The organism is Acetobacter fabarum, from assembly GCF_011516925.1.
Taxonomy (GTDB): Bacteria; Pseudomonadota; Alphaproteobacteria; order Acetobacterales; family Acetobacteraceae; genus Acetobacter; species Acetobacter fabarum.
Window position 1 is genome coordinate 66,703 of the sequence record NZ_WOTG01000002.1, and the last position, 26,212, is coordinate 92,914.

Below are 26,212 nucleotides of genomic sequence, written 5' to 3' on the forward strand. Positions count from 1 at the left end.
GGTGTTCCATGCCCAATAATCATACCCAGACGGTAAGGAGACTATTGGAAATGTCTTTGAAAAAACATGATCAGTTCATCAACGGTCAGTGGGTTCAGCCTAGCTCCGGCCATTACGTAACCATTAAAAACCCGGCCAATGGCGTGGCGCTGGCAGCCGCAGCCAAAGGTAATACCGCAGATGTGGACAAGGCCGTGGCAGCCGCGCGCAAGGCTTTTGGTCCGTGGAGTGCCAAAACAGCCTCCGCCCGGGCCGATTACCTGTACGCCCTGATGAACCTGCTGGTGCGTGACAAGGAAAAACTCGCCACCACCATTACCTCCGAAATGGGAAAACCCATTGCAGAAGCACGGGTGGAGGTGGATTTTGCCGCAGGGCTTTTGCGTTTTGCGGCTGAAAATACCCGCCGCCTGCAAGGCGAAATTATTCCCGGTGAACGTGAGGGAGAAAAAATCCTGATCGACCGTGTGCCCCACGGTGTTGTGGGGGGGATTGCCGCATGGAACTTTCCGCTGGCCCTGTGTGCGCGCAAAATTGGCCCGGCACTGGCTGCGGGGAATACCATTGTTGTAAAACCACATGAGCTAAGCCCGCTCTCGGCTCTGGCACTGGCCTCTCTGGCGCAGGAAGCAGGGCTGCCTGCCGGTGTGTTGAACATTGTAACCGGGGATGGCCCGGATGTGGGTGTGCCACTGGTGGCCCACAAGGACGTGCCGCTGATTACCATGACCGGCTCCACCCCTGCGGGCAAAAAGATCATGGCGGCCGCTGCCGAACATCTGAAGGAAGTCCGGCTGGAACTGGGGGGTAAAGCTCCGTTTATTGTTATGGAAGATGCGGACATAGACGCAGCGGTAGATGCTGCGGTGAGTGCGCGCTTCTTTAACGGCGGGCAGGTCTGCACCGCCAACGAGCGGACCTACGTGCACGAGGCCGTGTATGACCAGTTTGCAAAAAGCCTGCGTGCACGCGTGGAAAAGCTGAAAGTGGGAGACCCCATGCAGGATGATACCGATATGGGGCCAAAGGTCAGTCTGGCGGAGCTGGAAAAAGTGGATGCCATGGTGCAAAAAGCCATTGCACAGGGTGCCACGCTGGAACTGGGTGGCCACCGCTTGAGCGGGCCAGCCTATGACCACGGCACCTATTATGCACCCACCCTGCTGACCAATGTGCGGCATGGTATGGATATTGTGCAAAACGAGGTGTTTGGCCCAGTACTGTCCCTGCTCAAGGTGCGGGATTTTGATGAAGCCCTCGCACTGGCAAATGATAGCCAGTACGGCCTGTCGGCTTATCTGTTTACCAAGGATCTGGGTCGGGTGCTGCGCATGACGCGTGAACTGGAGTTTGGCGAAATATACGTCAACCGTGGCGCGGGGGAAGAACCGCAGGGCTTCCACCACGGCTACAAGAACAGTGGCCTTGGTGGGGAAGACGGGCAGCACGGGCTGGAAGCCTATGTGCAGACCAAAACCATCTACCTGAACGCCTGAATGCCACCCGTAAGCACGGGGCTTGGGGGTTAAAACAAAAGGCTGCGGAGCGTTCTGGCTCCGCAGCCTTTTTGTCTGTTTTGTATAAGCCCTGTTCTGTTAAGGATGTTTTATGTCAGGTGCCGTTTAGTTAGCCTGTCTGGCGTCATGCACTGCCTGTTCCATGTTGTGTGGGGTGGCTGTGGTAAAATGGGTCATGACAAAGCTGGCAATGTCGGCCAGATCCCGCTCGCTCAGCCCGCCACCGGCAAAATGCGGCATAATCTGCACACCCGTGGTGGTTTGCATGCCGCTCCCCTGCACCAGCAGTTGCACAAGGTTGTGCCCGTTATCCGCTCCAAGTGAGCGCGCTCCCGTAATGGTGCCAAAGCTGGACTGGCGGCCCGTGCCATCGGGCATGTGGCACCCTGCGCAGGTAGACGCATACAGGCGTGCCCCGCGCGTGTTCTGGGGCAAGCTGGCATCACCCGCTGTGGGGGTTCTGGCTTCCACCGTATCTTCCGCCGTGTGCAGGGGGGCAATGCTGCGCAAATACACAACCATGGCATGAATGTCGGATGCGCTCAGGTAGCGCAGGCTATGGCCAATAACATCGGCCATGTCTCCTGCTGCGGTGCCATGGCCATCGGCATGGCCGGTGGAAAGGTACTGGGCAAGAGCTTCATCACTCCACGCGCCAAGCCCGCTCTGTTTGTCCGGTGTCAGGTTATATGCACGCCAGCCATTGACCACATTGCCGCCCAGTGCGCGGCTGGTATCCAGCCCGAAGGTTCGTGTGCGGGGGGAGTGGCAGTCTGCGCAATGGCCCGGCCCTTCCACAAGGTAGCGGCCACGGTTCCAGTCTGCTGGTTTGGTCGGGTCATTGGCATAGCTTGCGGCCGGGCCGTTGAGCATGTTCCAAAAAACCATCAGGCTACGGATGGAGAACGGGAATTTGACCGAGTTTTCAGGTGTTTTCTGCGCAGATGGCGGCAGGGTTGCCAGATAGGCGCGTATGTCCCGCACTTCTGCATCGCTCATGCGGGCATAGGCGGGGTAGGGCATGGCGGGGTAAAGGTGCTTCCAGTGGGGGGATATGCCTTTGCGCACGGCATCTACAAACTGCTGGTCGGTCCATGCGCCAATACCTGCGGTTTTGTCCGGCGTAATGTTGGGGGCGTACATAACCCCCACCCCCGGCAGGCTGAAGGCCCGCCCGCCTGCATAGGGTGTTCCGCCTTCGGCTGTGTGGCATACCTCGCAGTCCGCCGCGCGGGCCAGGTAGCGCCCGTTTTCCACATTGGGGGCAGAGGCTGCTGCATGGGCATGTGCTGTGGTGGCCAGCAGGGCTGCCCCGCCAAGGAGCACGCCAGACAGGGCGCCACCCGCTCGGGAGAACTTTACCCGTGTGCCCTGCACACAGGTGGAAATAAAGGGGAAGGACATGGGGTTACGCATCAGCCCTGCTCCTTGTGGTCTGCCCCATTGCGGGGGGAAAGGAGTGGCAGCGTGCGGTAGCGTCGCCCCTGTGCCGCTGCCATGGCGTTGGCCAGAACGGGGGCTGCGGCTGCGGTGCCAACTTCGCCAATGCCGCCGGGGTCTTCCGTGCTGGGCATGAGCAGGACATCAATTTTGCAAGGCGCTTCATTCATGCGCATGACGCGCCATGTATTGAAGTTGCTTTGCTGCACACGGCCCCCTTCGAGCGTGATTTCGTTATAAAGGGCCGCACTAAAGCCAAAGATCAGCCCCCCTTCGATCTGTGAGATGACCTGATCGGGGTTGAGCACCCGCCCGCAATCCACCACTGCGGTTACGCGGTGGATAATCACGTTATCGGGTTCGGGCATTTCCACCTCTGCAATGCTGGCCATGTAGGAGCCAAAGGCAAACTGCACGGCCACACCGCGTGCGCGGCCCGGTGGCAGGGGGGTGTTCCAGCCTGCGGCCTGTGCGGCCTTGTCCAGCACGGCCAGAGCGCGGGGGTTCTGGGCCAGCATGGCGCGCCGGTAGGCTACGGGGTCCGCGCCTGCGCGGTGGGCCAGCTCGTCAATAAAACCTTCCACCACAAACAGGCCGCGTGTGCCGCCTACACCGCGCCACCATGCGGTAACAACGCCGGGGGCTTCACGCCGGGCAAACTCCAGCCGGTAGGCGGGGTAGGTGTAAGGCGTAATAACGGTCGCGACGGAAAGATCTTCGTCATACCCGTCCTTGGTCAGTTCCGGCGGGTCCCAGCGGGCAACCACGGCGGGGCCGACAATGCGGTGGGTCAGCGCGGTTATAAAGCCCTTGCTGTCCAGTGCGGCGGTCATCTGGTCCACGTAGGCAGGGCGGTAGCGGTCGTGCGTCAGGTCCTCCTCGCGGCTCCAGATGATCTTGAGCGGGTGGGGCACCTGCCGTGCGAACTCCACGCACTGGGTAACGTATTCATGTTCCAGCCTGCGGCCAAAACCCCCGCCAATATACTGGCAGTGCACATTAACCTTGTCTTTGGGCAGGCCGGTCAGTTCTACCGCCGTGTCCCGCGCGCGGTCGGCAATTTGTGTGCCGGTCCATATGTCGCACCCATCGGGGCGTACATGGGCGGTGCAGTTTATGGGTTCCATGGTGGCATGGGCCAGCAGGGGCTGCTGGTAGGTGGCGGTATGTGTGGCCGCCGCGTGGGCAATGATGGCTGGGGCATCGCCCTTTGTGTTGGCCACAATGGCGGGGCCATTCAGGCCATCATGCAACTGATCATAGATGGTCTGGGTCGTCACATGGGCGTTAGGGCCATCGTGCCATTGGGGCTTGAGCGCGCGCAGGCCCTTGCGGGCGGCCCAGTAATGGTCGGCTACAACGCACACGGTGTTATTGGCCGTGTTGACCAGCACGGCCTGCACGCCCCGTATGGCAAGGGCTGCGGCCTTGTTCATGCCTGCCAGCGTGCCACCTACAACCGGGCAGGCAGCTACGGTGCCGATTTTTTGCCCCGGCACCTGTACGTCCATGCCAAAAATGGCACGGCCCTGCACCTTGACCGCACTATCTATGCGGTGCTGGGGTTTGCCCAGCAGGGTGTAAGTGGCAGGGTCCTTGAGTGTGGGGTTTTGTGGCACGGGCAGCGTGGCTGCCTGAGCGGCAACCGCACCAAAGGGCAGGGAGCGCCCGGTAGGCACGTGGATAATTGTGGCCGAGCGGGTTGTGCACTCTGCCACCGGCACCTGCCAGCGCATGGCGGCGGCCTGTACCAGCATGCTGCGCGCTGCAGCCCCGGCCTGCCGGAGCGGGAGCCACTCGGTCATGACCGAGGTGGAGCCGCCCGTAATTTCGGCCCCGCCGCCGGGGGGAGCGGCTTCAATTTCCACCTGCGCCATGTCTATGCCCAGTTCTTCGGCAATCAGCATGACGGAGGATGTGTAAATGCCCTGTCCCATTTCCACATTGGGCAGAATAAGGGTGATGCGGTTGTCCGTTGCAATGCGGATATAGGCGTTGGGGGCAAAGGCTCCCTGTGCGTTTTCCACCAGCAGACCCTGCTCGGGGGCCGTGCTGGCGGGCACGGACGCGCCCTGTGCCCGGCCCTGGCGTGGTGTGGGCCAGAACGTGGCCAGCAGAAGGGCGCCCCCGGCCCCCAGCAACTGCCTGCGGCTGGCCAGTGCGGGGCGTGGTGTTTGTGTGGTCATGCCAGTGCTCCCGCCGCGTGGTGGAGGGCTGCGCGAATACGCACATACGTGCCGCAACGGCACAGATTGGCCGACATGGCGCTGTCTATCTGTTCATCCGTGGGGTGGGGGACGGCACGCAGGAGCGCAATAGCCGCCATGATCTGCCCCGGCTGGCAGTAACCGCACTGCACCACATCCAGTGCCACCCATGCGTCCTGCACGGCTTTGGTTACGGGGTCTGTGGGGTTCAGCCCTTCCAGCGTGCTGATACGCTGCTCACCAATCAGCCCTACCGGCAGGTTGCACGCCCGCACGGCCCGGCCATCCATATGCACGGTACAGGCACCGCACTGGGCTATGCCACAGCCGAATTTGGTGGCGTTCATGCCCAGAACATCGCGCAGAACCCACAGAAGGGGGGTGTCTGGATCGACATCCACCTGGTGGGATTGTCCGTTTATGTTCAGGCTCAGCATGGTGGCTCCTTGGGGTGGGTCTGGGCCTTGCAATGTAATGGAATTGGTTTGTTTCCGAAATGGGAAGGATGAAGAATGTGCCGGGTTTTTTGAAAAATCATCTGTATATAAATGGATACATTTCTAGCTTTGCGCAGGCTTGATGCCAGTAAGGAGTGGCCGTGCAAGGGGGGTAAACGCTGCCGTGATGGCGCTGGCGTTGCTACAGCCCGCGCCTGCGTTCATCATATGCAGGCACACAGCATGAGAGGCGATTCCCCATGAACACCACCCCCGGCACCCCGGATGCACTTTTGTGGAAGCTGGCACGTCTGGCCGCAGGTGTTGAGAACAAGGCCTGTGAGGAAACAGCGATTTCGTTCGATCTGAAGGAAATTACGCAGATTTTGCAGGAGATCAAAAACGCTCTGCCGGCGGATAATGAATGGTCGCTCTACCTGACACCGGGCATTATCTGGTCCACGGTCTGGAGCCTTTATCAAAACGCACTGGAGCTTGGCGGTTATCAGGACCGCGAGGCAATTGTGCAGCTTGTGCGGGATGCGGTGGAAAGCCTGAGAAGCGCTTTGCTGGGCACGGCAAAAACCACAGGTGTACGCACACTTGGTGTAGACCATCTGATGGAGCCGGGAGCCATTACAGCGGGCTGAATGCGGCAATGGGGCGTGTGCCTGTAAGGCACTGAGGCACAGAACCGCCAGCGTGTGTAAACACAAGGGCTGGTGGTTTACAAAAAGCCGATATTTTTTAAGGAAAACAATAGCATAGTCAGGCGGTTGGTGGAGCTGAGGGGAATCGAACCCCTGACCTCCTCATTGCGAACGAGGCGCTCTCCCATCTGAGCTACAGCCCCGCCTGATCTGTCAGGCAGTGGTTTACAGGGCTTACGATTTTTCTGTCAAGTTGTATTGTAGGGCGTATAACTGCAAGGTGGCCCTGCCGGGCTTGAAGCGTAAGGAGCTGGTTTTATATCGTGTTTGTGTTTTCGCTCTTCATGGTGCTGACGCGGATACTGGAGATTTATTGCTGGATTCTCCTTATATCCTGTATTTTTGTCAATCTGTATGCGTTTGGCATACTGGATAGCCGCAACCAGCTTGTCTGGAAGATTGGCATGTTCCTGGAACGGTTGACCGAGCCTGTGCTGGCCCCTGTCCGGCGGGTGCTGCCAACGCCCGGTGGGGTCGATTTTAGCCCCATGGTCGTGCTGCTGGGTATTCAGTACGTCATTCAGCCGCTGCTGGCCGATGTGTTTAGCGCATTGATCATGCACTAGGCCGTTGGATACAAAAAAACCGCCAGACCGTGCAGGCTGGCGGTTTTTTTAACGGGTTGTCCGCTAAGGCTCAGTGATGAGCGTCGGGAGTGCCGTCTTTTTCAATGTGGGTCAGCGTGTAGCTGCTCATAATGACAACCGGCACCAGGAACGCCACAACCGCAACGCCCAGCACTGCGGTGTTGCCGCCAAGCAGGTATGCGATCAGGTCAAGACCCAGAAGTGTTACGCACAGATAAATGCCCATTCCAAAAACCCTTTTGTAGCCTGTAAGGCAGGAGCTGCTGGTGTTCTGGCGCGGAATGCCTACTGTGCAGAACCTGCCGGATTCATTCACAAATCTGACAGCGTCACACTACTCCTTTGGTTTTGGCGGTCAACTGCTATCTGCTGCATGGCGTTGCGGCATTTTCGGGCGGTGTCCCGCCTGTGGGGGCGCTAGGGGCGGGCTGGTGGTGCAGGCGGTGTTGACCCGGATGCAGGGGCTGCCTGCTCCTGTGGTGCAGCCGGAGCCGCATTGTGCGGGGACTGGGAAAAACCGCTAATATCAGGCGCATGGAAGGCGGAAACCGGGCCAAAAATGGTGCCCGATACTTTATGGGCGGAGGGTACGGGGGTGTTCAGGCACCCTTTTATAACGGTGGCACACACCCCGTCGCTGCCAATCATCTGGTCGTTGTCACCGCTATAATGCATGTCTGTTACCCTGCCATCCACCAGCCGGATGGAGGCCACACAGGTGGAGCCTGCCCCGCCAAGGGTTGTCTGGGTCAGGTTGACCAGTGTTTGCAGGGGGATCAGCGTCGAATCGTTGGTTGCCGGTATGTTGGTGCCCCGGGTGTACTGGTAGATCCGCACGTGCTCGTTAATGATCTGTGTTCTGTCGGGTACGCCTACGCAGGCTTGCAGGTCCTCGTTGGTCATGCCCAGTACGGCCAGTTGCCCTTTATGCGCAATGCGGGAGGAGTAATAACCGCACCCGCTCAGGGCAAGCAGTGTAGCCAGGGTCAGGCGGGGTACAAGGTGCAGGGGCCGGGTAAAACGGCGCGGAGTAAGGCGGGCACGCATGCGCCTTAGTTTCCCGGTCTTGCGGGGGTGATGTCAATATACAGAATGGCAAGCCATGGCAGGGGCCATAAAAAGGGCAGGGGAGCTTGCCACAGCAGGGCTAACGCCCCAAGCATGGCCCCACCGGCAAAACCAACCCATGACAGACCGGGGAGCAGAATAGCCCCCGCAGGCAATGCTGGCCCCGTGCTGGCCCCGCAGCGCAGGGCTACGGCACTGGCCAGTGCCGAGGCACATTTGAGCATGTTGCTGGTGATAACCACGGTCTGGATTGCGTTGCCGGAAAAACGGGCAATGCTCTCGCCCTGAACCGCCATAAGGGCGGGGAGCAACACAAGCTCGACCAGTCGGGCATGTGCCCCAAATTGGGCAGCCTGCACCACCAGCAGTAAAAGCACCATGAGTGCAATGCCATTGGTGGCCCCCCACCGCAGGCGGGCAAGGCTTGCCAGAAAGCCCGCACCAAAAAAAATGGCCAGCACGCAGCCCAGCAACACGGCGTAGTGCCAGTTGGCATGGGCCAGTGCTGCGGAAAGATGTGTGGTGTTGCCGGTCATGGCCGAGGCAAACAGGCCGCCCAGATGAGCAAAGCTGAGCGCATCTACGTGCCCGGCCAGAATGCCAAGCACCAGAATACGGCGGGCGGATACGGCTACAGGGGTGGCAGGGGCGTCTGGCATGTTGGGGCTTGCTGTGCGTTCAGGCAAAAGGTGGGAGCGTATTGTGCCCCACAGGGCAGAAGGCTGCAAACACTGCCGGGCAGGCAGGAGCCATGCCAGACAGAGCGGGTTTATACCGGGCTGTGGGGATGGCCGCAGGGCACCTGATGGAAAAATCGGGTCTTTAAAAACCATAATGCTGCCACCAGATACAGGCATGCATAACGCAGGCCCTGAAAAGCAGGGCTGGTTTGGGAACGGAAAAGAGACAAGCGTATGAGACTGCACCGCGTGATGACACTGGGACTGGCCGGCCTTATGGCCGCAACAGTGGGCACAACCGTTGTACAGGCCGAACCGGGCGGGTGCCTTAAATATGGTGCGGCAGGTGCGGTTGGTGGGCATCTGGCCAACCATGCCGTACTGGGGGCCACGGCCGGTTGTGTAACGGGCATGTACCGCAGGCATGAATACCGTAAGGAAGCCAGAAACAAGGCCAAGCTGTACGATCAGGAACATCCCGGCGCAAAAGGCACATACGAGCAGAAAGCCACCGCCTATGATGTGGAACACTCCACCGCTCCGGGTAGCACAACGGCTCCTTCCAATGCCCAGCCCGGTTCTGCCCAGCCGCAGCAGCCAGCAAGCCCGCAGGGGGAAGAACACCTGTAACCGGGCCTGACGGCCTGCCCCTTTTGGTTTGAGGCCGCTGAAATATCTGCGCTAAAGGGGGATTTTGCCCCGCCCTGCCTGCATCATGCTTCCGGTTTGGGGGCAGGCGGGGTCCGGCGGGAGGAGAGCGTGCGCACGGTATCGAGCACAAATGCGGTCACGTAGAGCATAATGCGCTCAAACTCTTCCTGCACATCTTCAAAGGTCAACAACTGGTGGCGGAGCAGGATGTGCATGATCTGGGTATGGCAATCCATATCCGGGTTTGTGTCCAGCCATTCCGTCTCGCTCAGGCGTCGGGCATTGGCCTGGCAGATGTTCAGCAACACAATTTCTAACGCAATATGCCCACCCAGCACCCGCCCAAGTGGCTGGGTGGGGTTGTAAATGGTGGGAATAAGCGTTTCAGCGTTATAGGTTTCTTTGCACTGTTCGTAGTGAATTGAGTAATACAGATATTCCGCAAAAGTAATTTTTGTATAAATACCGGTATCGCGTGCTGTTGCCTTGAGAAAGTTTTTATAAAGATTGGCACTGACTTCAAACGGGATTGTGCCGTTCAGGTCGGCAAAGCGTTTTGCGACGCTGAGAATACTGGAAACCCGCAACTGCGCCCCTTTGAATGCGCGCAGGGTAATGGCCAGCAGCTCTTCCTGACTGATGCTATGGATGATTGTGCGGAATTTCTGGCTATGGTCGTGGGTTAATTCCACAAATTTATCGTAAAATTTGGCTTTGGTAAGAATGTAAGGCCCGGAAAGCTGGCTGTTGGGCATGATCGTGCTTTAAAGACGGGGGGATGAAATAGATAGGGTTTTAAAAACGCGGGCTGGCATGGCGTGTTTCTGAATCCTCTGGAGTGGCTTATGCTTAAAATACACTCACGCTCTTTTGCACAAAAAAGGTAAATTTCTGGTTAAAAATTGTTTTAGTGGCGGTCTCAAACCGGTGTTTGGGAACACAATAAAAAAGACGGACTCGTTTCGTTGTGTGGTTTTGCGGGCTGTTTGTGTGAATTTTACGCATGCCCGCCCAAGGGCAGCATAAAGCCGGCCCATACCGTCCTTATGCCACGGTAGCGTTAAAAGGTCTGGCGCAGGCGCATGGTTTTTCCATCCTGCGTGTGGAGCACAAGGGTTCCATCTTCCATGTTCCAGGACTGCACGGTGTGCAACAGGTCCAAAAACAGGGCAGAAACACGGCCATGCGCGCCCGGGCAGGCCATGAGCGTGCTCATGCCCGCCTGTGGAGACTGGCTCACCTTGCCATCATGGCCAAAAACAAGGCCACCGGCATAACGGTTGCAGCCATCTGACCCGGATACCTTGCCGCTGTCGTTAATATCCAGCGTGGGGGTAAACATGTCTGCCGCCGGGTCGGGGTTTTCGTCCGTGGCGCTGTCATGCGCATCGGGCAGAACATTGCCGTTGTGCAGTTTATGGCCATCAAGCTGTGTGGCAACCCAGCGTGTGGCGTTCAGTTGCGTGGGGGGCACAATGTTGCCGCCGCACCCGTTAAGGGTCTGCTCCTTGGTGGTAATGCGCACGCTTTGTGTGAACATCTGCCCGCTCATGCTGTCCTGGCAGGGGGTGGGGCTTATGGTTACGGCCAGATTGGGGGCCTCGTAATGGCGGGTGTCGCCACGGGTATAGGTCCGGGTGATCATGCGGGTCAGGCGGGGGCCATCGGGGGTGCTCAGGGCCAGTGTGCCAGCTGCCATGCTGAAGTTCCAGAATGGCTCGTTCCCACGGGCTTCATACACACCGTTGTCTGTGCCGGGTGTGTTCAGCGGCTGTGGTTGCGTTGCACAGCCCGCCGCAAGGGTTAAGGCGCAGGACGCCAGAAGGGAACGAATACGCGGCAGGGCCATGGCATGGCTCCTCATTCTATTGCGGACCGTAAGCAGTATGGCCCTTTGGCGCGTGGGCACAACGGCTTTCTTGCCCATGGCGTGTGGAGCAGGTGGGAGTTGGAGATATTAAGGTGCAGGGCGGGCCTGTTCTGCCGGGCATAGGGGGATTAAAAGCAGGGTATGATTATTCAGGGTTACAATTACTTTTGCGACATGCCGGACGATGCGCGCTACCTGCGCAGCCCCCAGCCGGATGAACGGTTTATTGAAGAAAATATGGTGTTCATTCTGCCCGATCGCCTGCGCAAGTTCCGCCGGCAGTTGTGGCATGTGCGCCGCAACCCCGGCCCGGTGCATGTTTATGTGCCGCTGTTCCGTGTGAATACGATTATGGCATCAGACCCGCTGCCTGCGGGGTATGGGGCGGTGCAGGATGTGTATCCATTCTATACCCACACCACGCGCAGGCGTGGGCGGGCACTTGATTATTATGTGCTGTTCCTTTTCAGGGACAAGGATTCCTACGTCCGGTGTGAAGCAGCCTTACCCGCTGATGGCGCGGGCTGACTGGCCCCCATATTCATGTAAGCAGATGGGCCGCCGCGGCCATGATCGCCCCTTGGGCGGATGAAAAAACAGTGCCGGAATCGGCCAGAACCGTTGCAATCATCAGGTTCACCGGTAAGCCAAAATCCTCCACCGTCATGTTGTGAGCATCCACCAGTGTTGTGCGGTTGTCCAGCGTGACCGTGCTCATGCTCTCCCCACTGGCCAATACGCGTTCGGGGTAGGCGGCCATGGGGGTGGTGGTGCTGGCATAGCCAAAAACCGGCAGGCCGAGCGCGTGGGCATAGCCTATTTCAAACGCGGTGCCATCATCCACATTGGGGCCACGGAAGGGGGAAAGATCGGCAATAACGGCCCGGCTCTGGCGGATCAGGTCCATATTGGCGCGGGCTATGGCTGCTGCAAGGGCTGCGGGGCCAGCATGGGCCTTTGGGTCGAGTGCGGCATCCAGCGGGTATAGGCCGCGCAGGCCCGCGCGCGTGCAGGCCGCCACCAGTTGTGCCCCCTGTGCGCGGGCATCCAGCGCAAAAACGCCCGGCCCGGCTAGGTACACGGCTGGTTCTGGTGTGGTGCTCTGCTCTGGCCGGGTGCCTGCATGGTTCTGGGGCATGGCGTTGGGTCCTGCTGGTGGTGGGCAAAGTGGTATGGTTGTCAGATTTTGTGTGTGCTGTCAGGCGTAAAGGTGGGCAAGGGGGTGCTTGGGCGGGTAGGTCAGGGTGGCTCTCGCACTCCGGCAATGGGGGTGTGCTTTTTTTGTTTATGGGGCATGGCGCAAAAGCGCGGTATCCTGCGTGCAATACTGGCCATACCAGAGCGGGAGCCGCCCAGACCATGCTGCATAGTTTTCAGTCCACCCGGGGGATGGTCACATCCCCGCATCATCTGGCCAGCCAGAGCGGTCTGGCTATTCTTAAAAAAGGCGGCACGGCGCTGGAAGCGGTTACCGCCATGGCCGCAACCCTGTGCGCGGTTTACCCGCACATGACCGGCATGGGGGGGGATGCGTTCTGGCTGATCTCCTACCCCGATGGCCGGACCGAGGTGCTGGAAGCCTGCGGTGCCGCTGCCCTGCATGCCAGTGCGCAGGACTACACGGCCGCAGGCCATACCAGCGTACCTTGGCGGGGGGGCATGGCGGCCAATACCATGGCGGGCACGGTTTCGGGCTGGCAGGCAGCACTTGAGCGCAGTGCGGCACTCCAGCCCGCCCTGCCGCTGGACGCAGTGCTGGAAGATGCCATCTGGTACGCCCGGAACGGTTATGCCCTGACCACGAGTGAAGCCTCCCTGCTGGCGGAAAAACAGGCCGAGCTACTGGGCAATGCTGCTTTTGCCGCAGCCTATGCCCCACAGGGGCGCTTGCCGCAGGCAGGGGATATACGCAAAAACCCGGCACTGGCCGAAACCCTGCAAAGTCTGGTGCGCCACGGGCTGGGCAGTTTTTACATTGGCGATGTTGGCCGCAAGCTGCTGGCAGACCTGACCCACGCCGGCAGCCCCCTGCGCGCGCAGGACTTTGCCCACCACGCAGTGGCAACCCCAGCCTCCCTGCATGCCCGTGTGGCGGGCGCGCAGGTCTATAACGCTCCCCCGCCAACTCAGGGTGTGGCCTCGCTCGCCATTCTCAAACTGTTTGAAAAACTCAACGTGCAGGAGGTGGATGGCTTTGCCTATGTGCATGCACTGGTCGAGGCCACCAAACATGCCTTCCTGTTTCGGAACGCGCATGTGGGCGACCCGCGCTGGATGAGCGAGGACGCACAGGGTTTTCTGGATGATACGGCCCGCTTTAACACCATGGCAGCCAGCATAGACCCCCACCGCGCCATGCCCTGGCCCGCACCGGCCCAGATGGGGGACACAACCTGGATGGGGGCCGTGGACTCCCGCGGGGTGGCGGTCAGCATGATCCAGAGCCTGTATTTTGAATTTGGCTCTGGTGTGTTCCTGCCCCAGACCGGGCTGCTCTGGCAGAACCGTGGCGCGTCCTTCCTGCTGGAGGAAGGGGCATGGAATGCCTTTGTGCCCGGTCGCAAGCCGTTCCACACCCTTAACCCCGCGCTGGCCCGGTTTGATGATGGACGGGTTATGGTTTACGGCACCATGGGGGGCGAAGGGCAGCCGCAAACGCAGGCGGCCCTGTTTACGCGCTACGCCATGTTTGGCGTGCCCTTGCAGCAGGCCATTACCGCGCCACGCTGGCTGCTGGGGCGCACATGGGGCAGCCACAGCCATTCGCTCAAAATGGAGAGCCGGTTTGATGCGGGCGTTATCGCCCGGCTGGAGCAGGCCGGGCACGAGGTGGAGCGCGTGGCTCCCTTTACCAGCATGATGGGCCATGCCGGGGCCGTGGTGCGCCATGCCAGCGGCCTGTTTGAAGGGGCGGCAGACCCCCGGAGCGATGGGTGCGTGGGGGCTTACTAGCCCGTATGCACCGCTGCATCCGCCTGCGTCTCTGCCCGTGCATGCACCAGTCGGCCATTGGCCCATGTGGCGCGTATGGCCCGGTCATCGCCCAGAACCATTAAGGTAAACAGGCGCTCGGCCAGACTGGTGCAGCGGGCACTCCGCTGGGCCATAAGTGGGGTGGCGGCGGGGTCCATAACACAGAGGTCGGCCTCCATGCCGGGGGCTATCAGGCCAATATGGTCGTGCAGGTGCAGGGCGCGTGCAGCCCCCGCCGTGGCCAGCCAGAGTGCCTGTGCTGCGGAAAGCCGGGTATTCCCCGCCATGAGTGACACCTTGTAGGCTTCTCCCATTGTGGCCAGTAGCGAGAGCGATGTGCCTGCCCCAACGTCTGTTCCCAGTGCCACGTGCACCGGGCGGGTGGGTTTGAGCGCGTCAAACAGGGCAAATGCGCCACTCCCGAGGAACAGGTTGGAGGTTGGGCAATGGGCCAGCGTACAGCCTGACTGGTGGCAGTGGGCAAAGTCATGCTCAGCCATGTGAATGGCATGGCCAAATATGGCGCGTGGTCCATCCAGCCCTGCTTTTGCGTACACATCCAGATAGGAGGAGCGGTTGGGGAACAGGCTGCGCACGGCGGCTATTTCGTCCAGATTTTCGGCCAGATGGGTCTGCATGTACAGCCCCGGCGTGTGCTGGAATAACGTGCCTGCCAGTTCAAGCTGTTCTGGCGTGCTGGTTATGGCAAAGCGTGGGGTTACGGCATAAAGCTGGCGGTCCCTGCCATGCCAGCGCGCAATAAGGGCGGCGGACTGGTCATACCCGCTCTGGGCGGTGTCCTGCAGGTTGGGGGGGCAGTTGCGGTCCATCAGCACCTTGCCCGCGATCATGCGGGTGCCAAGGCGGGCGGATTCCTCAAAAAACGCATCGACCGACTGGGGGTGTACCGTGCAGTACACCGCGGCCGTTGTGGTGCCGTTACGCAGCAGCTCGGACAAAAACAGCCTTGCCGTCCGCCGGGCGACATCCACATCGGCAAACTCTGCCTCGGTGGGGAAAATATACTGTTCCAGCCACGGCAGGAGCTGCTCCCCCCAGGAGGCAATGGCCGAAATCTGGGGGTAATGCACATGGGCATCTATAAAACCCGCGCTGATCAGGCAATCGGGGTAGTGGGTCAGGGGGGTGTTGTCTCCCAGCAGGGGGTGCAGGGTGGCGTAGGGGCCGCATTGGGTAATGCGCCCGTGTTCCATAATAATCAGCCCGTCCTCTTCCAGCACCAGTGCATCGGGCGTGGTAAAGGGGTTGGCGCAAAAGGTAACGTAACTGCCTCTTATGGCGTGGCGGTCCGGGGTGTGGGGCATTGGGGGCGTGCTTTCGGGCCGTTAGAACTGTTCGGCAAAAAAGTTTTCAATTTCGGTAATAATAAACCGCGCGGCGGTGGAAAGCTGGCGCGAGCGGTCCACGCACAGGGCCAGTGTTAGCGGGGGGAGCTTGCGGTTGGTAATGGGGGTAAAGGCCAACTGGCCTTTCTGCACCTCATCATACGCATCCAGATAGCTTAGAATCCCCACACCCGCGCCTTCCAGCACCATGGATTTGATCATCTGGATATTGTCGGCCTTGGCCACGGTTGCGACCTTGACCCCCGTTTCCGCCTCCAGCACCCCAATGGGGCGCCACAGGGCCAGCGGAGGGGCCGGGATGATCATGGGGTATTCCGCCGCAAGGCTGAAGCGGGCTTCGGTCATTTCCGCGATCTCGTGCGAGGGCAGGCAGACAAAGCCCAGTGGTATTTCCTTGTGGGTGCGTACTGTTAATTCGCGCATGTGGCCGGGGTTGAACATGAGCGCGAAGTCGGCATGCCCCTTAACCAGCAGTTCCCCCATATCGTGGCTTTTGCGTACATGCACGCTCACCATAATGCCAGGGTGTGTCTGGCGCAGCTTGCCCAGAAGGGTGGGCAGAAAACCCTTGGTCAGCGCATCGGGGATAAGAATATCCGTGCTCCCCTGCCGCAGGCCTTTAAGGTTATCCAGCTGGGTTTGCAGGGCGTTCAGGTCGCGGGACCAGTGGCGGCAGGAGGTCAGGAGCAGTTCCCCCGCGGTGGTCAGCCGCAGCCCCGATGGCAGGCGCTCAAAGAGCTGGGTGCCCAGAATTTTTTCGCCCTGCAACACCTGCCGGTCTATGGCGGATGCGGCAATATGCAGCTCGTCCGAAGCTTTTCTAATAGAGCCATGCTGGGCTACGGCCATGAAATACCGCAGGAAGCGGGAAAAAACGGGCATCAGCTTTTGCTCTCTTTTTGCGAACGCACCATGCTGAATTAAGTCATATACAAGAACGATACGTGTGTGAAACAGTAAGTCTGATTTTATTTGGCGCGATCAGGAACCACGCAGGATTCCCGATCTGCATAATGTGGACTGATAAATGGGTATGGAACAGCTAAACAAACGTGTTCGGGACGATCTTGCCAAAATCGAGTTTGCCTCGGGTAACTGGTGCGTTCCCCATCAGCACAACGGACGGGATGTGCTGGACGTGGCCATTATTGGCGGCGGGCAGGGCGGGCTTGCCACATGCTTTGGCCTGCGGCGGCGCGGCGTGGCCAACACCTGTATTTTTGATATGGCCTCCGAGGGGGAAGAAGGGCCGTGGGTTACTTTTGCGCGCATGATCACCCTGCGCACGCCCAAGCACGTGACCGGGCCGGACCTTGGTATTCCCAGCCTGACCCCCCAATCCTGGTTTGAGGCAAAATACGGCGAGCAGGCCTGGCGTGATCTGGATAAAATCTCCCGTCACGACTGGCAGGATTATTTGCTCTGGCTGCGTAATGTGCTGGACCTGCCAGTTAAAAACGAACACCGTCTGGCCGACATTGCATGGGAAGACGGTCTGCTCAGGCTGACCTTTACCGGCGCGGGTGGGGCCGAGCATGTGGTCTGGGCGCGCCGTGTGGTTCTGGCGACCGGCATAGAAGGCGGTGGGGCGTGGCATGTTCCCGACTTTATCCGCGAGGGGCTGCCCAAAAGCCGCTATGCCCATACCTGTGAACAGATTGACTTTGAAGCCCTGCGCGGCAAGCGCATTGGCGTGCTGGGGGCTGGTGCCTCGGCGTTTGATAATGCAGCAACCGTGCTGGAACATGGCGCTGCCAGCGTGGACCTGTGCCTGCGCCGCAAGCAGATCCCCACGGTGAACCCCTACCGCTGGATGGAAAACGCAGGCTTCCTCAGCTATCTGGCCGATCTGCCGGACCTGCTGCGCTGGCGCTTTATGTACAAGATTTATGACCTGAACCAGCCGCCCCCGCAGGATACGTTCTGGCGTTGCCGCAAGCACCCCAACTTTGCCTATCACCCCGGCACCCCCTGGACCGCCGTGCGGGAGGAAAACGGGGCCGTGGTCGTGACCACCCCAAAAGGCGAGATGGAGTTTGACTTCCTGATCATTGGCACAGGCTTTATTATCGACCTGACCAAGCGGCCCGAACTGGGGCGTATCGCCAGCCGCGTTGCCCTGTGGAAAGACCGGTTTGAAGCCCCCGCAGATGAGCAGAGCGCCCTGCTGGGTAGCCACCCTTACCTGAGCAATGCTTTCCAGTTCCAGCCGCTGGAAGCCAATGACCCGCTCGCCCCCATGATGCAGTGCATCTACAACTTTACGTTCTCCGCCATGCCCAGCATGGGGCTTGCCGGGGCAACCATTAGCGGGATGCGCTTCGGGGTGGAAAAACTGACCAACTGCATAGGCCGCAGCCTGTTTGTGGAGGACGGAGCCCTGCACCTGCAAAGCCTGCTGGATTATAACGTGGATGAACTGACCAGCTTTGACCCGCCGCCAGAGCAGGCCTGAAAAAAACCAAGCGTAAAACGGGATAAAAATGAACCAGACTTACCCGCGTGACATGATCGGCTATGGCGCCACCCCGCCCGATGCACACTGGCCCGGTGGCGCGCGTATAGCCGTGCAGTTTGTGATCAACTACGAAGAGGGCGCGGAAAACTGCGTCCTGCACAATGATCGCGGGTCCGAGGCATTTTTGTCCGAAATGGTAGGTACGTCCTCCATTGTCGGTGCGCGCTGCATGCAGATGGAAAGCCTGTATGAATACGGCAGTCGTGCCGGTTTCTGGCGGCTTTACCGCCTGTTTGCAAAAGCGGGCCTGCCCGTTACGGTTTTTGGTGTTGCCATGGCGCTGGCCCGCAACCCGACAGCCGTTGCCGCCATGCAGGCCAGCGGGTGGGAAATTGCAACCCACGGCCTGCGCTGGATAGATTACCAGAACGTGCCAGAGGATGTGGAGCGCGCCCATATGCGCGAGGCCATAGCCCTGCACACGCAGGTTACGGGTGCTTCGCCGCTGGGCTGGTATCAGGGCCGAACCAGCCCCAATACCGCCCGTCTGGTCGTGGAGGAAGGCTGCTTTTTGTATGATGCAGATTCCTACGCCGATGACCTGCCCTATTACGACCGGCGCTACGGCAAACCCCAACTGATTGTGCCGTACACGCTGGATGTGAATGACATGAAGTTTGCCGCCCTGAACGGCTTTACCGAGGGCGAGCAGTTCTTCCATTACCTGCGCGATACGTTTGACATGCTCTATCAGGAAGGGGGGCGTATGATGTCCGTTGGCCTGCACTGCCGTCTGGCAGGCAAGCCCGCACGGGCACTGGCTGTTGCCCGCTTTTTGGAGCATGTGGCAGCCCATGCCGATGTATGGGTGGCAACCCGGGCCGATATTGCCCGCCACTGGCAGAAGGTGCACCCGGCATGACCACCTCTGCCATGCTCACTCTGGCGCAGGTTAACGCCATGCCCGATGCCGCTTTTGTGGAGGCGTTTGGGAGTGTGTATGAACATTCCCCATGGGTTGCGGCGCAGGCAGCCAAAAGCCGCCCGTTTGCAGACCTTGGCGGCATGTGTGCGGCGTTTTCCGCCGCCATGCGTGCCGCGCCCGAGGCGGCACAGTATGCGCTTGTGCGCGCCCACCCCGAGCTTGGGCACCGTCTGGGGGTGGACCCGGGGTTGACCGCAGACTCTGCACAGGAACAGGGCGGAGCTGGGCTGGACCGGCTAACGCCAGAGGAATACACGCATTTTCGTGCCCTGAATGATGCGTACACACACAAGTTCGGCATGCCGTTTGTTATTTGTGTGCGCAAGGTGGGCGGGCATGCCAAACAGGTTATTGCACAGGCCATGGAACAGCGGCTTGCCAGCACGCCCCAAGCCGAACTGGCCGAGGCCTTGAGCCAGATTGACGCAATAGCCGCATTACGTCTGCACGATAAGGTGGTGGCATGAGCTCTCTTTCAACCCATGTTCTCAACACGGTTTCCGGCCGTCCGGCGGTGGGGGTGGCGTTGCGCCTGAGTGGGGCCACAGGCGTTCTGTTTGCAGGGCAGACCGATGCCGATGGCCGCTGCCCGGAACTGAAAGCACTTGAGCTGGAAGCCGGTGCCTACTGTCTGGAGTTTGAGGTCGCGGCCTATTTCCGCCAGCAGGGCACACCGCTGGCGGACCCGCCGTTCCTGGATATTGTGCCAATCTGCTTTGGTCTTGGCGGCAGCGGGCACGCCCATGTGCCCCTGCTGGTCGCCCCATACGCCTATTCGACCTACAGGGGGAGTTAAGCCATGCAACCTGCCAGCAACACGCCACAGACCGTCCACCCCGTGGACCAGATGCTCCCGGTCTGGAAGCTTGGCTTCTATGGCCTGCAACATGTGCTCACATTCTATGCAGCCGCCGTTATTGTGCCTGTTCTGCTGGCGGGTGCCATGGGTCTGCCCCGTGCCGCACTTGAGCATCTGATCGAGGCGGACCTGTTTACCTGTGGCATTGCCTCCTTCATCCAGTCCGCAGGGCTTGGGCGTTATATCGGGGTCAAGCTCCCGCTGTTGCAGGGGGTAACCTTTGTGGCTGTCACCCCCATGATCGCCATTGGCGTGGCTGCGGGTGGGGGCGTGCAGGGGCTGCCCCAGATTTTTGGTGCGGTCATTGCTGGGGGGATCTTTACCTTTCTGGCGGCACCTTGGTTTGGCAGGCTGGTCAGGTTTTTTCCGCCTGTGGTCACGGGGTCTGTCATTCTGGTTATCGGGCTGGCCCTGCTGCCGGTGGCCGCGAATGATATTGTGAACGGGCAGGGCACGGGAGTCATGCAAAACCCGGTTAACATGCGCAATGTGGCGTATGGTCTGGGCACGCTGGTTTCCATCCTGTTTATCCAGCGTATGTTCAAGGGTTTTGTGGCCAGTATTGCCGTGCTGTTCGGGCTGGTGGCTGGCACGTTAACCGCGTGGTTTCTGGGCGATGCCAGTTTTGATGGCGTGCTGTCTGCTCCGTGGGTGACTGTTGCGCAGCCTTTTTACTTTGGTATGCCCACCTTCCATGTGGTGCCGGTGCTGTCCATGCTGGTGGTCATGATCATTACCATGCTGGAAACCACGGGGGATGTGTTTGCCACGGGCTCCATTGTCAAAAAGGATATTTCCTCAGCCGACATCACGCGGGCGATCCGTGCGGATGGTCTGGCAACCATGATTGGCGGGGTGCTGAACTCCTTCCCCTACACCTGCATAGCCGAGAACGTGGGCCTTGTGCGGCTTACACGGGTGACCAGCCGCTGGGTTGTGGTGGCGGCGGCGTTTATCATGATGGGGCTTGGCTGCCTGCCCAAGCTTGCCGCCATTATTGCCAGCGTGCCCCTGCCGGTACTGGGTGGGGCCGCACTGGCCATGTTTGCCGCCGTGGCTGTGGTGGGGATTCAGACCCTTGTCAAAGTGGATTTTGATAATCTGAATAACACGGTTATTGTGGGCACCAGCATCGGGCTGAGCATGCTGGCAACAGCACAGCCCCATATTGCTGACCATTTTCCCGCATGGATGCAGGTTATTTTTGGCAGCGGTATTACGTTGGGTGCCCTGTCTGCCATTGTGCTGCATCTGGTGTTCAACTTTGGCAATCTGTGTTCCTCCGAGCAAACGGTGGAACAGGATACGGTCATACTCGAAACCCCGGTCTGGAATGTTGTGGGCGCGCAGGACAAACCTCAGGCCGCCATTGGGCAGGCTGGCCGCGCCCAGACCGAGTAAGCATCGGCGTTTCGCATACTCTGTGCCTGATACGCATAAAAACATAAGCCGGGAGGGCACGCATGCGCCAGCACATCAGCTTTTATGTGGGGGATACCCTCCACCATCTGTCCAGCCTGCCGCCGGAGTTGACCCTGCTGGACTGGCTGCGCGACCAGCAGGCCCGCACCGGCACCAAGGAAGGCTGTAACGAAGGGGATTGCGGTGCCTGCACCGTTCTGGTCGGGCGGCTGGAGCAGGGGCATCTGGTATGGCGCGCAGTTAATGCCTGTATCCACATGGTGTGGATGCTCGATGGCGCGCAGCTCTTGACCGTGGAGGATCTGCGCAGCCCCGATGGCGCATTGCACCCGGTGCAGCAGGCCATGGTAGACGAGCACGGATCGCAATGCGGGTTCTGCACACCGGGGTTTGTCATGTCCATGGTCGCGCTGTCCACGCGCGCGGATCTGGCGGCACTTGAGGGCACGCTGGATGGTGAGCGGATTATAAATGAGGCACTGGCAGGCAATCTGTGCCGTTGCACGGGGTATGCCCCCATTGTGCGCGCCATGAAAAAAGCCGCAGCCTACTGCGCCCGGCATGGTGAACCCATAAGTGCCCGCACGGCGGAGCTGAGCGCGCGCCTACAGGCCCTGCAGGATGGCAAAACAGTGGAACTGCATAGCCCGCAGGGGCGTGTCACGCTCCCTGCTACGGTGGAGGCACTGGCCACTGCCTATGCGCAGGACCCGGCGGCCGTGCTGGTAGCAGGGGGGACCGATGTTGGCTTGTGGGTCACCAAAAGATTGCGCCAGCTCCCCCATATTATTGCCGTGCGTAGCGCCCGCGACCTGCACAAAATCCACACCCGCCCCGATGGCGCGTTGTGGATAGGTGCAGGCGTTACCTATACGGAGGCCATGTCCCATCTGGTCGCGCACCTGCCAGCGGCGGCAGATACGCTGCGGCGTATTGGGTCCACGCAGGTCCGTAATGCTGCCACCGTGTGCGGCAATATCGGCAATGCGTCACCGATTGGGGATGGCCCGCCCATTTTTATGGCCGCAGGGGCGCAATTATACCTGCGTTGCGGGACTGATCGCAGGGTTGTGCCGCTGGAAGCGTTTTTTCTCGAATACGGCAAGCAGGACATCCGCCCCGGCGAGTTTATAGAAGGCGTGCTTATTCCGCCGTTGCCTGCTGGGAGCGTGTGCGGGGTGTACAAGGTTTCCAAGCGGTTTGATCAGGATATTTCTGCCGTGCTGGGGGCCTTTGTGCTGGTTATGGCAGAGGATGGCACCATACGGCAGGCCCGTCTGGCCTATGGCGGCATGGCGGGCATACCCTGCCGGGCCAGCCGGGCGGAGGCTGCCCTTACGGGGCAGACGCGTACCCCTGAAACACTCCTTGCAGCGCAAGCGGCCATAAAAGAGGATTTTACGCCTCTGTCAGACATGCGGGCCAGTGCGTGGTACCGTGCAACGGTTGCCGCCAACCTGCTGGTCCGCCTGTTTGAGCCTGATAGGGATAACAGCCCGCACCACGCTCCAACATTACAGAACTGGCAGGAGGTGGCGCATGGTTGACCCCCACACCATGGCAGCACAACAGGCTGAAGCCTCAGGCGTGGCACCCCAAGGCCCCGCACCGGTGGCCGGTGCGGCGTCTTCCTCGCTCAGGCATGAGAGCGCGCATTTGCACGTAGCGGGGGAGGCGCGGTATGTGGATGATATGCCAACACCGCCCAATGCGGTGCATGTTGCCCTTGGCCTGAGTAGTCGCGCCCATGCGCGCATCATCAGCATGGATCTGGGGCCGGTGCAGGCTTACCCCGGCGTGGTTTGCGTGTTGAGCGCGCGCGATATAGCGCACCACAACCAGATCAGCTCCGTAGGAGCGGGGGACGAACCCCTGCTGGCCGAAGACCATGTGTTTTTCTGTGGTCAGCCCTTGTTTGCCGTGGTGGCCCAAACCCGCCATGCAGCCCGCCAGGCCGCAGTGCTGGCACGGGTGGAGTACGAGGACCTGCCCGCAGTGCTGAGCATAGAGCAGGCCCGCGCACAAGGGGGAGCACTGGTCTGCCGCTCGCTGGAAATGACACGGGGTAACGCCGCTCAGGCTCTGGCCAATGCCCCGCACAGGCTTGCAGGCCAACTGGCCATTGGCGGGCAGGAGCATTTTTACCTCGAAGGGCAGGCCGCACTGGCCTGGCCCGGAGAGGACGGGGAAATGCGTATCTGCTCCTCCACCCAGCACCCGACCGAAACCCAGCACATGGTGGCCCACGTGCTGGGTTGCCCCAACAACCTTGTGACCGTGGAAGTCCGGCGCATGGGAGGTGGTTTTGGCGGGAAGGAAACTCAGGCCAACATTGTGGCCTGTCTGGCAGCCCTTGCCGCCGCGCGCACGGACCGCCCAGCCAAACTCCGCCTTGACCGTGATGATGACATGATGATCACGGGCAAGCGCCATGATTTTGTGATTGATTATGACGTGGGTTTTGATGCGCAGGGCCATGTTCTGGGGGTGGATATGGAGCTGGCTGCCCGCTGTGGCTGGTCGGCCGACCTGTCCGGCCCGGTAACGGACCGCGCGCTGTTCCATGCGGATAACGCCTATTACTACCCCGACGTACGCCTGCGCTCGGTGCCGCTGCGCACCAACACGCAGTCCAACACGGCATTTCGTGGTTTTGGTGGCCCGCAGGGGGCTGCGGCGGCTGAACGGATGATGGAGCAGATTGCCTTTGCCACCGGGCTGGACCCGTTGGATGTGCGGCTGCGCAATGTGTATGGTACGACCGAACGCAACGTCACTCCGTACCACATGACCGTGGAGGATTCCATTGCCGGGGAGGTCATGACCCAACTTGCGCAGGACTGCGACTACCGCAAACGCCGCGCACAGATCAGGGAGTTTAACAAGACAAGCCAGTACCTACGGCGTGGTATTGCGTTAACGCCGGTCAAGTTTGGTATTTCCTTTACCGCCACGCATTTTAACCAGGCCGGGGCATTGGTGCATGTTTACACCGATGGCTCGGTGCAGGTGAACCACGGCGGGACAGAAATGGGGCAGGGCCTGCATACCAAAATGGTGCAGATTGTCATGCGCGAGTTCGGGCTGCCCCATGAGCGGGTGCGCATTACCGCCACCACAACAGGCAAGGTCCCCAATACCTCTGCTACTGCCGCGTCCAGTGGTGCGGACCTGAACGGCATGGCCGTGCTGGCGGCTGTGCGCACCATCAAGGACCGGCTTGTAAACTTTGCCGCTGCCAAATGGCAGGTTCCCCCCGAACAGGTACATTTTACAGCTGATGGTGTGGTGGTGGGGGAGGCTACGGTGCCGTTCGCCACACTGGTCAATGCGGCGTATATGGCCCGTATTTCCCTCTCCTCCACAGGGTTTTACAAAACACCCAAAATCTCGTGGGATAGTGCAACAGGGCGTGGCCGACCGTTTTATTACTTTGCTTACGGTGCGGCCTGCGCGGAGGTTGTGGTGGACCTGCTTACGGGGGAAAACCGCATGGAGCGGGTGGACATCCTGCACGATGCAGGTCTCTCCCTTAACCCGGATATTGATATAGGGCAGATCGAGGGCGGGTTTGTGCAGGGCGCGGGCTGGCTGACCATGGAGGAACTGTTCTGGGATACATCGGGGCGTTTGCGCACCCATGCGCCCAGCACTTACAAGATTCCCGCCTGTTCCGACCGGCCACGTATTTTTAATGTCAAACTCATGGAAAACGTGCCCAACCGGGAGGAAACCATCTTCCGCTCCAAAGCGGTGGGGGAACCTCCGTTTGTGCATGGTCTGGCGGTGCTGCATGCCATTTCCGATGCGCTGGCCAGTGTGGACAACTACCGTACCTATCCGGGGCTGAATGCCCCGGCAACGCCCGAACAGATTTTGCGCGTGGCCGAGCGCCTGCGCCAGCAAGGTGGAGTGGGTCATGCGCAGGTACACACCTAAGCAGTTACTTGGCCTTTGGCAGCAGGCACCTCAGCCTCTGGTCGTGGCGCGCGTAACGCTTACCCGCGGTTCCACCCCAAGGGAGGAGGGAGCGTTTATGCTGGTCGGGCAGGACGTAGTGGCGGGCACGGTTGGCGGCGGCGCGCTGGAACTGGCGTGTGAGCAGCATGCCCGCACCATGCTCCAGTCGGGCGAGGCACTGTGCGAGCGCCAGATAGTGCTGGGGGGGAGTAATGTCAGCCAGTGCTGTGGTGGCCGCGTGGCCGTAAGGCTGGAAGTGCTGAGTGCTCCGTTATGTGCACAGCTTGAACAGCAACTGGCCCAGCAGAATACCCAGCGCCCAACCCTGTTTTTGTTCGGGGCGGGGCATGTGGGGCGTGCACTGGCCCACGCACTGGCCCCTTTGCCGTTGCGGCTGGTCTGGGTGGACCCGCGCGCACATGAGTTTGGCCATGTGCCCGAAGGAGTGGAAGCACGCGTGACCGCCGTGTGGGACGATGTTCTGGCAACGGCGGAGCCGGGTGCGGGGGTTCTGGTGTTAACGCCATCGCACACACTGGATGCGCTGATTGTGGAGGCAGCGCTCCTGCAGCCCGGCCTAGCCTATGTTGGGCTTATCGGTTCGCGCACAAAACGCTTGCGGTTTGAAAAATCCTTTTCAGAAGTGGGAATTTCTCCAGAACAGCTTGCGGCACTGGTCTGCCCCATAGGGGATAGGGGCGTGCGGGACAAACGCCCCGAGGTGATAGCCGCTCTTGTGGCAGCCGAAGTGGTGGAAAAACTGCTCCATCCCGCACAGCAGGGGGAAGGGTTTGCTGGGGCCAGTATGGGCGCCAGTGCCTGACCGCTAAACTCTGTGCGGCAAGTGTGCAGCAGTTACGTTGGCAGGGTCGGGGAAGAGCCGATTGTGGGCAAAAGACGTCACATTCTCTAGAGTACATGGCGCATCAATTTTAAAAACAGAATGAAAATGGCAGAGCAGGCCTGTCCCACGCCGTGTTCTGGTTGATTGGAATATTCCGCTCTTTTCAATTTATGAAAA

Annotated in this window: 25 protein-coding genes and 1 tRNA gene; 14 read left to right on the forward strand and 12 right to left on the reverse strand. The window is 60.1% G+C overall.

Annotated elements, in window-relative coordinates; translation table 11 throughout:
- Positions 1-50: 50 nt before the first annotated feature.
- On the forward strand, positions 51-1,496 hold the full coding sequence (gene aldA, locus GOB83_RS03380; RefSeq protein WP_165925240.1) for an aldehyde dehydrogenase: 1,446 nt from the start codon (positions 51-53) through the stop codon (positions 1,494-1,496).
- A 126-nt stretch (positions 1,497-1,622) separates the two neighbouring features.
- On the opposite strand, the gene GOB83_RS03385 is transcribed toward aldA, so the two are convergent.
- From GOB83_RS03385 to GOB83_RS03395, 3 genes are read right to left on the reverse strand one after another with little or no spacing between them, the layout of a single operon-like run.
- The gene (locus GOB83_RS03385; RefSeq protein WP_242005720.1) at positions 1,623-2,933 is read right to left on the reverse strand and encodes a cytochrome c; all 1,311 of its coding nucleotides are present in this window, start codon (positions 2,931-2,933) and stop codon (positions 1,623-1,625) included.
- A complete protein-coding gene (locus GOB83_RS03390) occupies positions 2,933-5,143 on the reverse strand; it encodes a xanthine dehydrogenase family protein molybdopterin-binding subunit (protein WP_165925241.1) in 2,211 nt (736 codons plus the stop codon). The genes GOB83_RS03385 and GOB83_RS03390 overlap by 1 nt, the downstream gene beginning before the upstream one ends.
- A complete protein-coding gene (locus GOB83_RS03395) occupies positions 5,140-5,601 on the reverse strand; it encodes a (2Fe-2S)-binding protein (protein WP_086646578.1) in 462 nt (153 codons plus the stop codon). Before GOB83_RS03395 ends, GOB83_RS03390 begins: the two co-directional genes overlap by 4 nt.
- A 260-nt stretch (positions 5,602-5,861) precedes the next feature.
- Here GOB83_RS03395 and GOB83_RS03400 point away from each other — a divergent pair, with 260 nt between their 5' ends.
- Complete coding sequence (locus GOB83_RS03400) at positions 5,862-6,251, forward strand: hypothetical protein (protein ID WP_086646579.1); 390 nt, start codon at positions 5,862-5,864, stop codon at positions 6,249-6,251.
- 127 nt (positions 6,252-6,378) lie between these two features.
- Here GOB83_RS03400 and GOB83_RS03405 read toward each other — a convergent pair.
- Positions 6,379-6,454, reverse strand: a tRNA-Ala gene (locus GOB83_RS03405).
- A 120-nt stretch (positions 6,455-6,574) separates the two neighbouring features.
- Between GOB83_RS03405 and GOB83_RS03410 the strand changes: the two genes are divergently transcribed.
- Positions 6,575-6,877 carry a YggT family protein gene (locus GOB83_RS03410; protein WP_233129137.1) on the forward strand — a complete coding sequence of 101 codons (303 nt, stop codon included), beginning with the start codon at positions 6,575-6,577 and terminating at the stop codon, positions 6,875-6,877.
- Between the two features lie 70 nt (positions 6,878-6,947).
- On the opposite strand, the gene GOB83_RS03415 is transcribed toward GOB83_RS03410, so the two are convergent.
- The 3 genes from GOB83_RS03415 to GOB83_RS03425 form a co-directional block, all read right to left on the reverse strand.
- Positions 6,948-7,124: a hypothetical protein gene (locus GOB83_RS03415; protein WP_165925242.1), complete on the reverse strand. Its 177-nt coding sequence runs from the start codon at positions 7,122-7,124 to the stop codon at positions 6,948-6,950.
- 191 nt (positions 7,125-7,315) lie between these two features.
- Complete coding sequence (locus tag GOB83_RS03420; RefSeq protein WP_165925243.1) at positions 7,316-7,945, reverse strand: hypothetical protein; 630 nt, start codon at positions 7,943-7,945, stop codon at positions 7,316-7,318.
- Positions 7,946-7,950: 5 nt separating this feature from the next.
- Positions 7,951-8,823 carry a YoaK family protein gene (locus GOB83_RS03425; protein WP_242005721.1) on the reverse strand — a complete coding sequence of 291 codons (873 nt, stop codon included), beginning with the start codon at positions 8,821-8,823 and terminating at the stop codon, positions 7,951-7,953.
- A 57-nt stretch (positions 8,824-8,880) separates the two neighbouring features.
- Between GOB83_RS03425 and GOB83_RS03430 the strand changes: the two genes are divergently transcribed.
- Positions 8,881-9,276: a hypothetical protein gene (locus GOB83_RS03430; RefSeq protein WP_179290108.1), complete on the forward strand. Its 396-nt coding sequence runs from the start codon at positions 8,881-8,883 to the stop codon at positions 9,274-9,276.
- Positions 9,277-9,359: 83 nt separating this feature from the next.
- Here GOB83_RS03430 and GOB83_RS03435 read toward each other — a convergent pair whose 3' ends face one another.
- Together GOB83_RS03435 and GOB83_RS03440 are read right to left on the reverse strand one after the other, a co-directional pair.
- Positions 9,360-10,052: a hypothetical protein gene (locus GOB83_RS03435; protein WP_086646581.1), complete on the reverse strand. Its 693-nt coding sequence runs from the start codon at positions 10,050-10,052 to the stop codon at positions 9,360-9,362.
- Positions 10,053-10,357: 305 nt separating this feature from the next.
- Positions 10,358-11,146 carry an META domain-containing protein gene (locus GOB83_RS03440; protein WP_165925244.1) on the reverse strand — a complete coding sequence of 263 codons (789 nt, stop codon included), beginning with the start codon at positions 11,144-11,146 and terminating at the stop codon, positions 10,358-10,360.
- A gap of 162 nt (positions 11,147-11,308) precedes the next feature.
- Between GOB83_RS03440 and GOB83_RS03445 the strand changes: the two genes are divergently transcribed.
- Positions 11,309-11,695 carry a hypothetical protein gene (locus GOB83_RS03445; RefSeq protein WP_095349327.1) on the forward strand — a complete coding sequence of 129 codons (387 nt, stop codon included), beginning with the start codon at positions 11,309-11,311 and terminating at the stop codon, positions 11,693-11,695.
- Between the two features lie 13 nt (positions 11,696-11,708).
- On the opposite strand, the gene GOB83_RS03450 is transcribed toward GOB83_RS03445, so the two are convergent.
- Positions 11,709-12,305, reverse strand: coding sequence for a nucleoside 2-deoxyribosyltransferase (locus GOB83_RS03450; protein WP_165925245.1), 597 nt, complete (start codon positions 12,303-12,305; stop codon positions 11,709-11,711).
- Between the two features lie 221 nt (positions 12,306-12,526).
- Here GOB83_RS03450 and GOB83_RS03455 point away from each other — a divergent pair, with 221 nt between their 5' ends.
- Positions 12,527-14,119, forward strand: a complete 1,593-nt coding sequence (locus GOB83_RS03455) for a gamma-glutamyltransferase family protein (protein WP_165925246.1) — start codon at positions 12,527-12,529, stop codon at positions 14,117-14,119.
- On the opposite strand, the gene guaD is transcribed toward GOB83_RS03455, so the two are convergent.
- Both guaD and GOB83_RS03465 read right to left on the reverse strand, forming a co-directional pair.
- Positions 14,116-15,465, reverse strand: coding sequence for a guanine deaminase (gene guaD, locus GOB83_RS03460; RefSeq protein WP_165925247.1), 1,350 nt, complete (start codon positions 15,463-15,465; stop codon positions 14,116-14,118). The genes GOB83_RS03455 and guaD overlap by 4 nt on opposite strands.
- A 21-nt stretch (positions 15,466-15,486) precedes the next feature.
- A complete protein-coding gene (locus tag GOB83_RS03465; protein WP_165925248.1) occupies positions 15,487-16,389 on the reverse strand; it encodes a LysR family transcriptional regulator in 903 nt (300 codons plus the stop codon).
- Between the two features lie 151 nt (positions 16,390-16,540).
- Between GOB83_RS03465 and GOB83_RS03470 the strand changes: the two genes are divergently transcribed.
- The 8 genes from GOB83_RS03470 to xdhC all read left to right on the forward strand — a co-directional run bounded on the left by GOB83_RS03470 (position 16,541) and on the right by xdhC (position 26,014).
- Positions 16,541-17,962 carry an NAD(P)-binding domain-containing protein gene (locus tag GOB83_RS03470; protein ID WP_165925249.1) on the forward strand — a complete coding sequence of 474 codons (1,422 nt, stop codon included), beginning with the start codon at positions 16,541-16,543 and terminating at the stop codon, positions 17,960-17,962.
- Positions 17,963-17,990: 28 nt separating this feature from the next.
- Positions 17,991-18,887 (forward strand): allantoinase PuuE, encoded by an 897-nt coding sequence (puuE, locus tag GOB83_RS03475; RefSeq protein ID WP_165925250.1) that lies wholly within the window; start codon positions 17,991-17,993, stop codon positions 18,885-18,887.
- 11 nt (positions 18,888-18,898) lie between these two features.
- Positions 18,899-19,417, forward strand: a complete 519-nt coding sequence (gene uraD / locus GOB83_RS03480; RefSeq protein WP_165925468.1) for a 2-oxo-4-hydroxy-4-carboxy-5-ureidoimidazoline decarboxylase — start codon at positions 18,899-18,901, stop codon at positions 19,415-19,417.
- Positions 19,414-19,746, forward strand: coding sequence for a hydroxyisourate hydrolase (uraH, locus tag GOB83_RS03485; protein ID WP_086646588.1), 333 nt, complete (start codon positions 19,414-19,416; stop codon positions 19,744-19,746). The genes uraD and uraH overlap by 4 nt, the downstream gene beginning before the upstream one ends.
- A gap of 3 nt (positions 19,747-19,749) precedes the next feature.
- Positions 19,750-21,210, forward strand: coding sequence for a nucleobase:cation symporter-2 family protein (locus tag GOB83_RS03490; RefSeq protein WP_086646589.1), 1,461 nt, complete (start codon positions 19,750-19,752; stop codon positions 21,208-21,210).
- Between the two features lie 62 nt (positions 21,211-21,272).
- Positions 21,273-22,778 carry a xanthine dehydrogenase small subunit gene (gene xdhA / locus GOB83_RS03495; protein ID WP_165925251.1) on the forward strand — a complete coding sequence of 502 codons (1,506 nt, stop codon included), beginning with the start codon at positions 21,273-21,275 and terminating at the stop codon, positions 22,776-22,778.
- 10 nt (positions 22,779-22,788) lie between these two features.
- Entirely contained in the window at positions 22,789-25,170 is a 2,382-nt protein-coding gene (xdhB, locus tag GOB83_RS03500; protein ID WP_165925469.1) for a xanthine dehydrogenase molybdopterin binding subunit, read from the forward strand.
- Positions 25,151-26,014, forward strand: coding sequence for a xanthine dehydrogenase accessory protein XdhC (xdhC, locus tag GOB83_RS03505; RefSeq protein WP_165925252.1), 864 nt, complete (start codon positions 25,151-25,153; stop codon positions 26,012-26,014). Before xdhB ends, xdhC begins: the two co-directional genes overlap by 20 nt.
- Positions 26,015-26,212 lie beyond the last annotated feature (198 nt).

Bases quoted from the DNA above. Each gene is read 5' to 3' on its own strand.
- aldA (WP_165925240.1), top strand. From the start codon at position 51: ATGTCTTTGAAAAAACATGATCAGTTCATCAACGGTCAGTGGGTTCAG.
- GOB83_RS03385 (WP_242005720.1), bottom strand. From the start codon at position 2,933: ATGCGTAACCCCATGTCCTTCCCCTTTATTTCCACCTGTGTGCAGGGC.
- GOB83_RS03390 (WP_165925241.1), bottom strand. From the start codon at position 5,143: ATGACCACACAAACACCACGCCCCGCACTGGCCAGCCGCAGGCAGTTG.
- GOB83_RS03395 (WP_086646578.1), bottom strand. From the start codon at position 5,601: ATGCTGAGCCTGAACATAAACGGACAATCCCACCAGGTGGATGTCGAT.
- GOB83_RS03400 (WP_086646579.1), top strand. From the start codon at position 5,862: ATGAACACCACCCCCGGCACCCCGGATGCACTTTTGTGGAAGCTGGCA.
- GOB83_RS03415 (WP_165925242.1), bottom strand. From the start codon at position 7,124: ATGGGCATTTATCTGTGCGTAACACTTCTGGGTCTTGACCTGATCGCA.
- GOB83_RS03420 (WP_165925243.1), bottom strand. From the start codon at position 7,945: ATGCGTGCCCGCCTTACTCCGCGCCGTTTTACCCGGCCCCTGCACCTT.
- GOB83_RS03425 (WP_242005721.1), bottom strand. From the start codon at position 8,823: ATGCCTGTATCTGGTGGCAGCATTATGGTTTTTAAAGACCCGATTTTT.
- GOB83_RS03430 (WP_179290108.1), top strand. From the start codon at position 8,881: ATGAGACTGCACCGCGTGATGACACTGGGACTGGCCGGCCTTATGGCC.
- GOB83_RS03435 (WP_086646581.1), bottom strand. From the start codon at position 10,052: ATGCCCAACAGCCAGCTTTCCGGGCCTTACATTCTTACCAAAGCCAAA.
- GOB83_RS03440 (WP_165925244.1), bottom strand. From the start codon at position 11,146: ATGGCCCTGCCGCGTATTCGTTCCCTTCTGGCGTCCTGCGCCTTAACC.
- GOB83_RS03445 (WP_095349327.1), top strand. From the start codon at position 11,309: ATGATTATTCAGGGTTACAATTACTTTTGCGACATGCCGGACGATGCG.
- GOB83_RS03450 (WP_165925245.1), bottom strand. From the start codon at position 12,305: ATGCCCCAGAACCATGCAGGCACCCGGCCAGAGCAGAGCACCACACCA.
- GOB83_RS03455 (WP_165925246.1), top strand. From the start codon at position 12,527: ATGCTGCATAGTTTTCAGTCCACCCGGGGGATGGTCACATCCCCGCAT.
- guaD (WP_165925247.1), bottom strand. From the start codon at position 15,465: ATGCCCCACACCCCGGACCGCCACGCCATAAGAGGCAGTTACGTTACC.
- GOB83_RS03465 (WP_165925248.1), bottom strand. From the start codon at position 16,389: ATGCCCGTTTTTTCCCGCTTCCTGCGGTATTTCATGGCCGTAGCCCAG.
- GOB83_RS03470 (WP_165925249.1), top strand. From the start codon at position 16,541: ATGGAACAGCTAAACAAACGTGTTCGGGACGATCTTGCCAAAATCGAG.
- puuE (WP_165925250.1), top strand. From the start codon at position 17,991: ATGAACCAGACTTACCCGCGTGACATGATCGGCTATGGCGCCACCCCG.
- uraD (WP_165925468.1), top strand. From the start codon at position 18,899: ATGCTCACTCTGGCGCAGGTTAACGCCATGCCCGATGCCGCTTTTGTG.
- uraH (WP_086646588.1), top strand. From the start codon at position 19,414: ATGAGCTCTCTTTCAACCCATGTTCTCAACACGGTTTCCGGCCGTCCG.
- GOB83_RS03490 (WP_086646589.1), top strand. From the start codon at position 19,750: ATGCAACCTGCCAGCAACACGCCACAGACCGTCCACCCCGTGGACCAG.
- xdhA (WP_165925251.1), top strand. From the start codon at position 21,273: ATGCGCCAGCACATCAGCTTTTATGTGGGGGATACCCTCCACCATCTG.
- xdhB (WP_165925469.1), top strand. From the start codon at position 22,789: ATGGCAGCACAACAGGCTGAAGCCTCAGGCGTGGCACCCCAAGGCCCC.
- xdhC (WP_165925252.1), top strand. From the start codon at position 25,151: ATGCGCAGGTACACACCTAAGCAGTTACTTGGCCTTTGGCAGCAGGCA.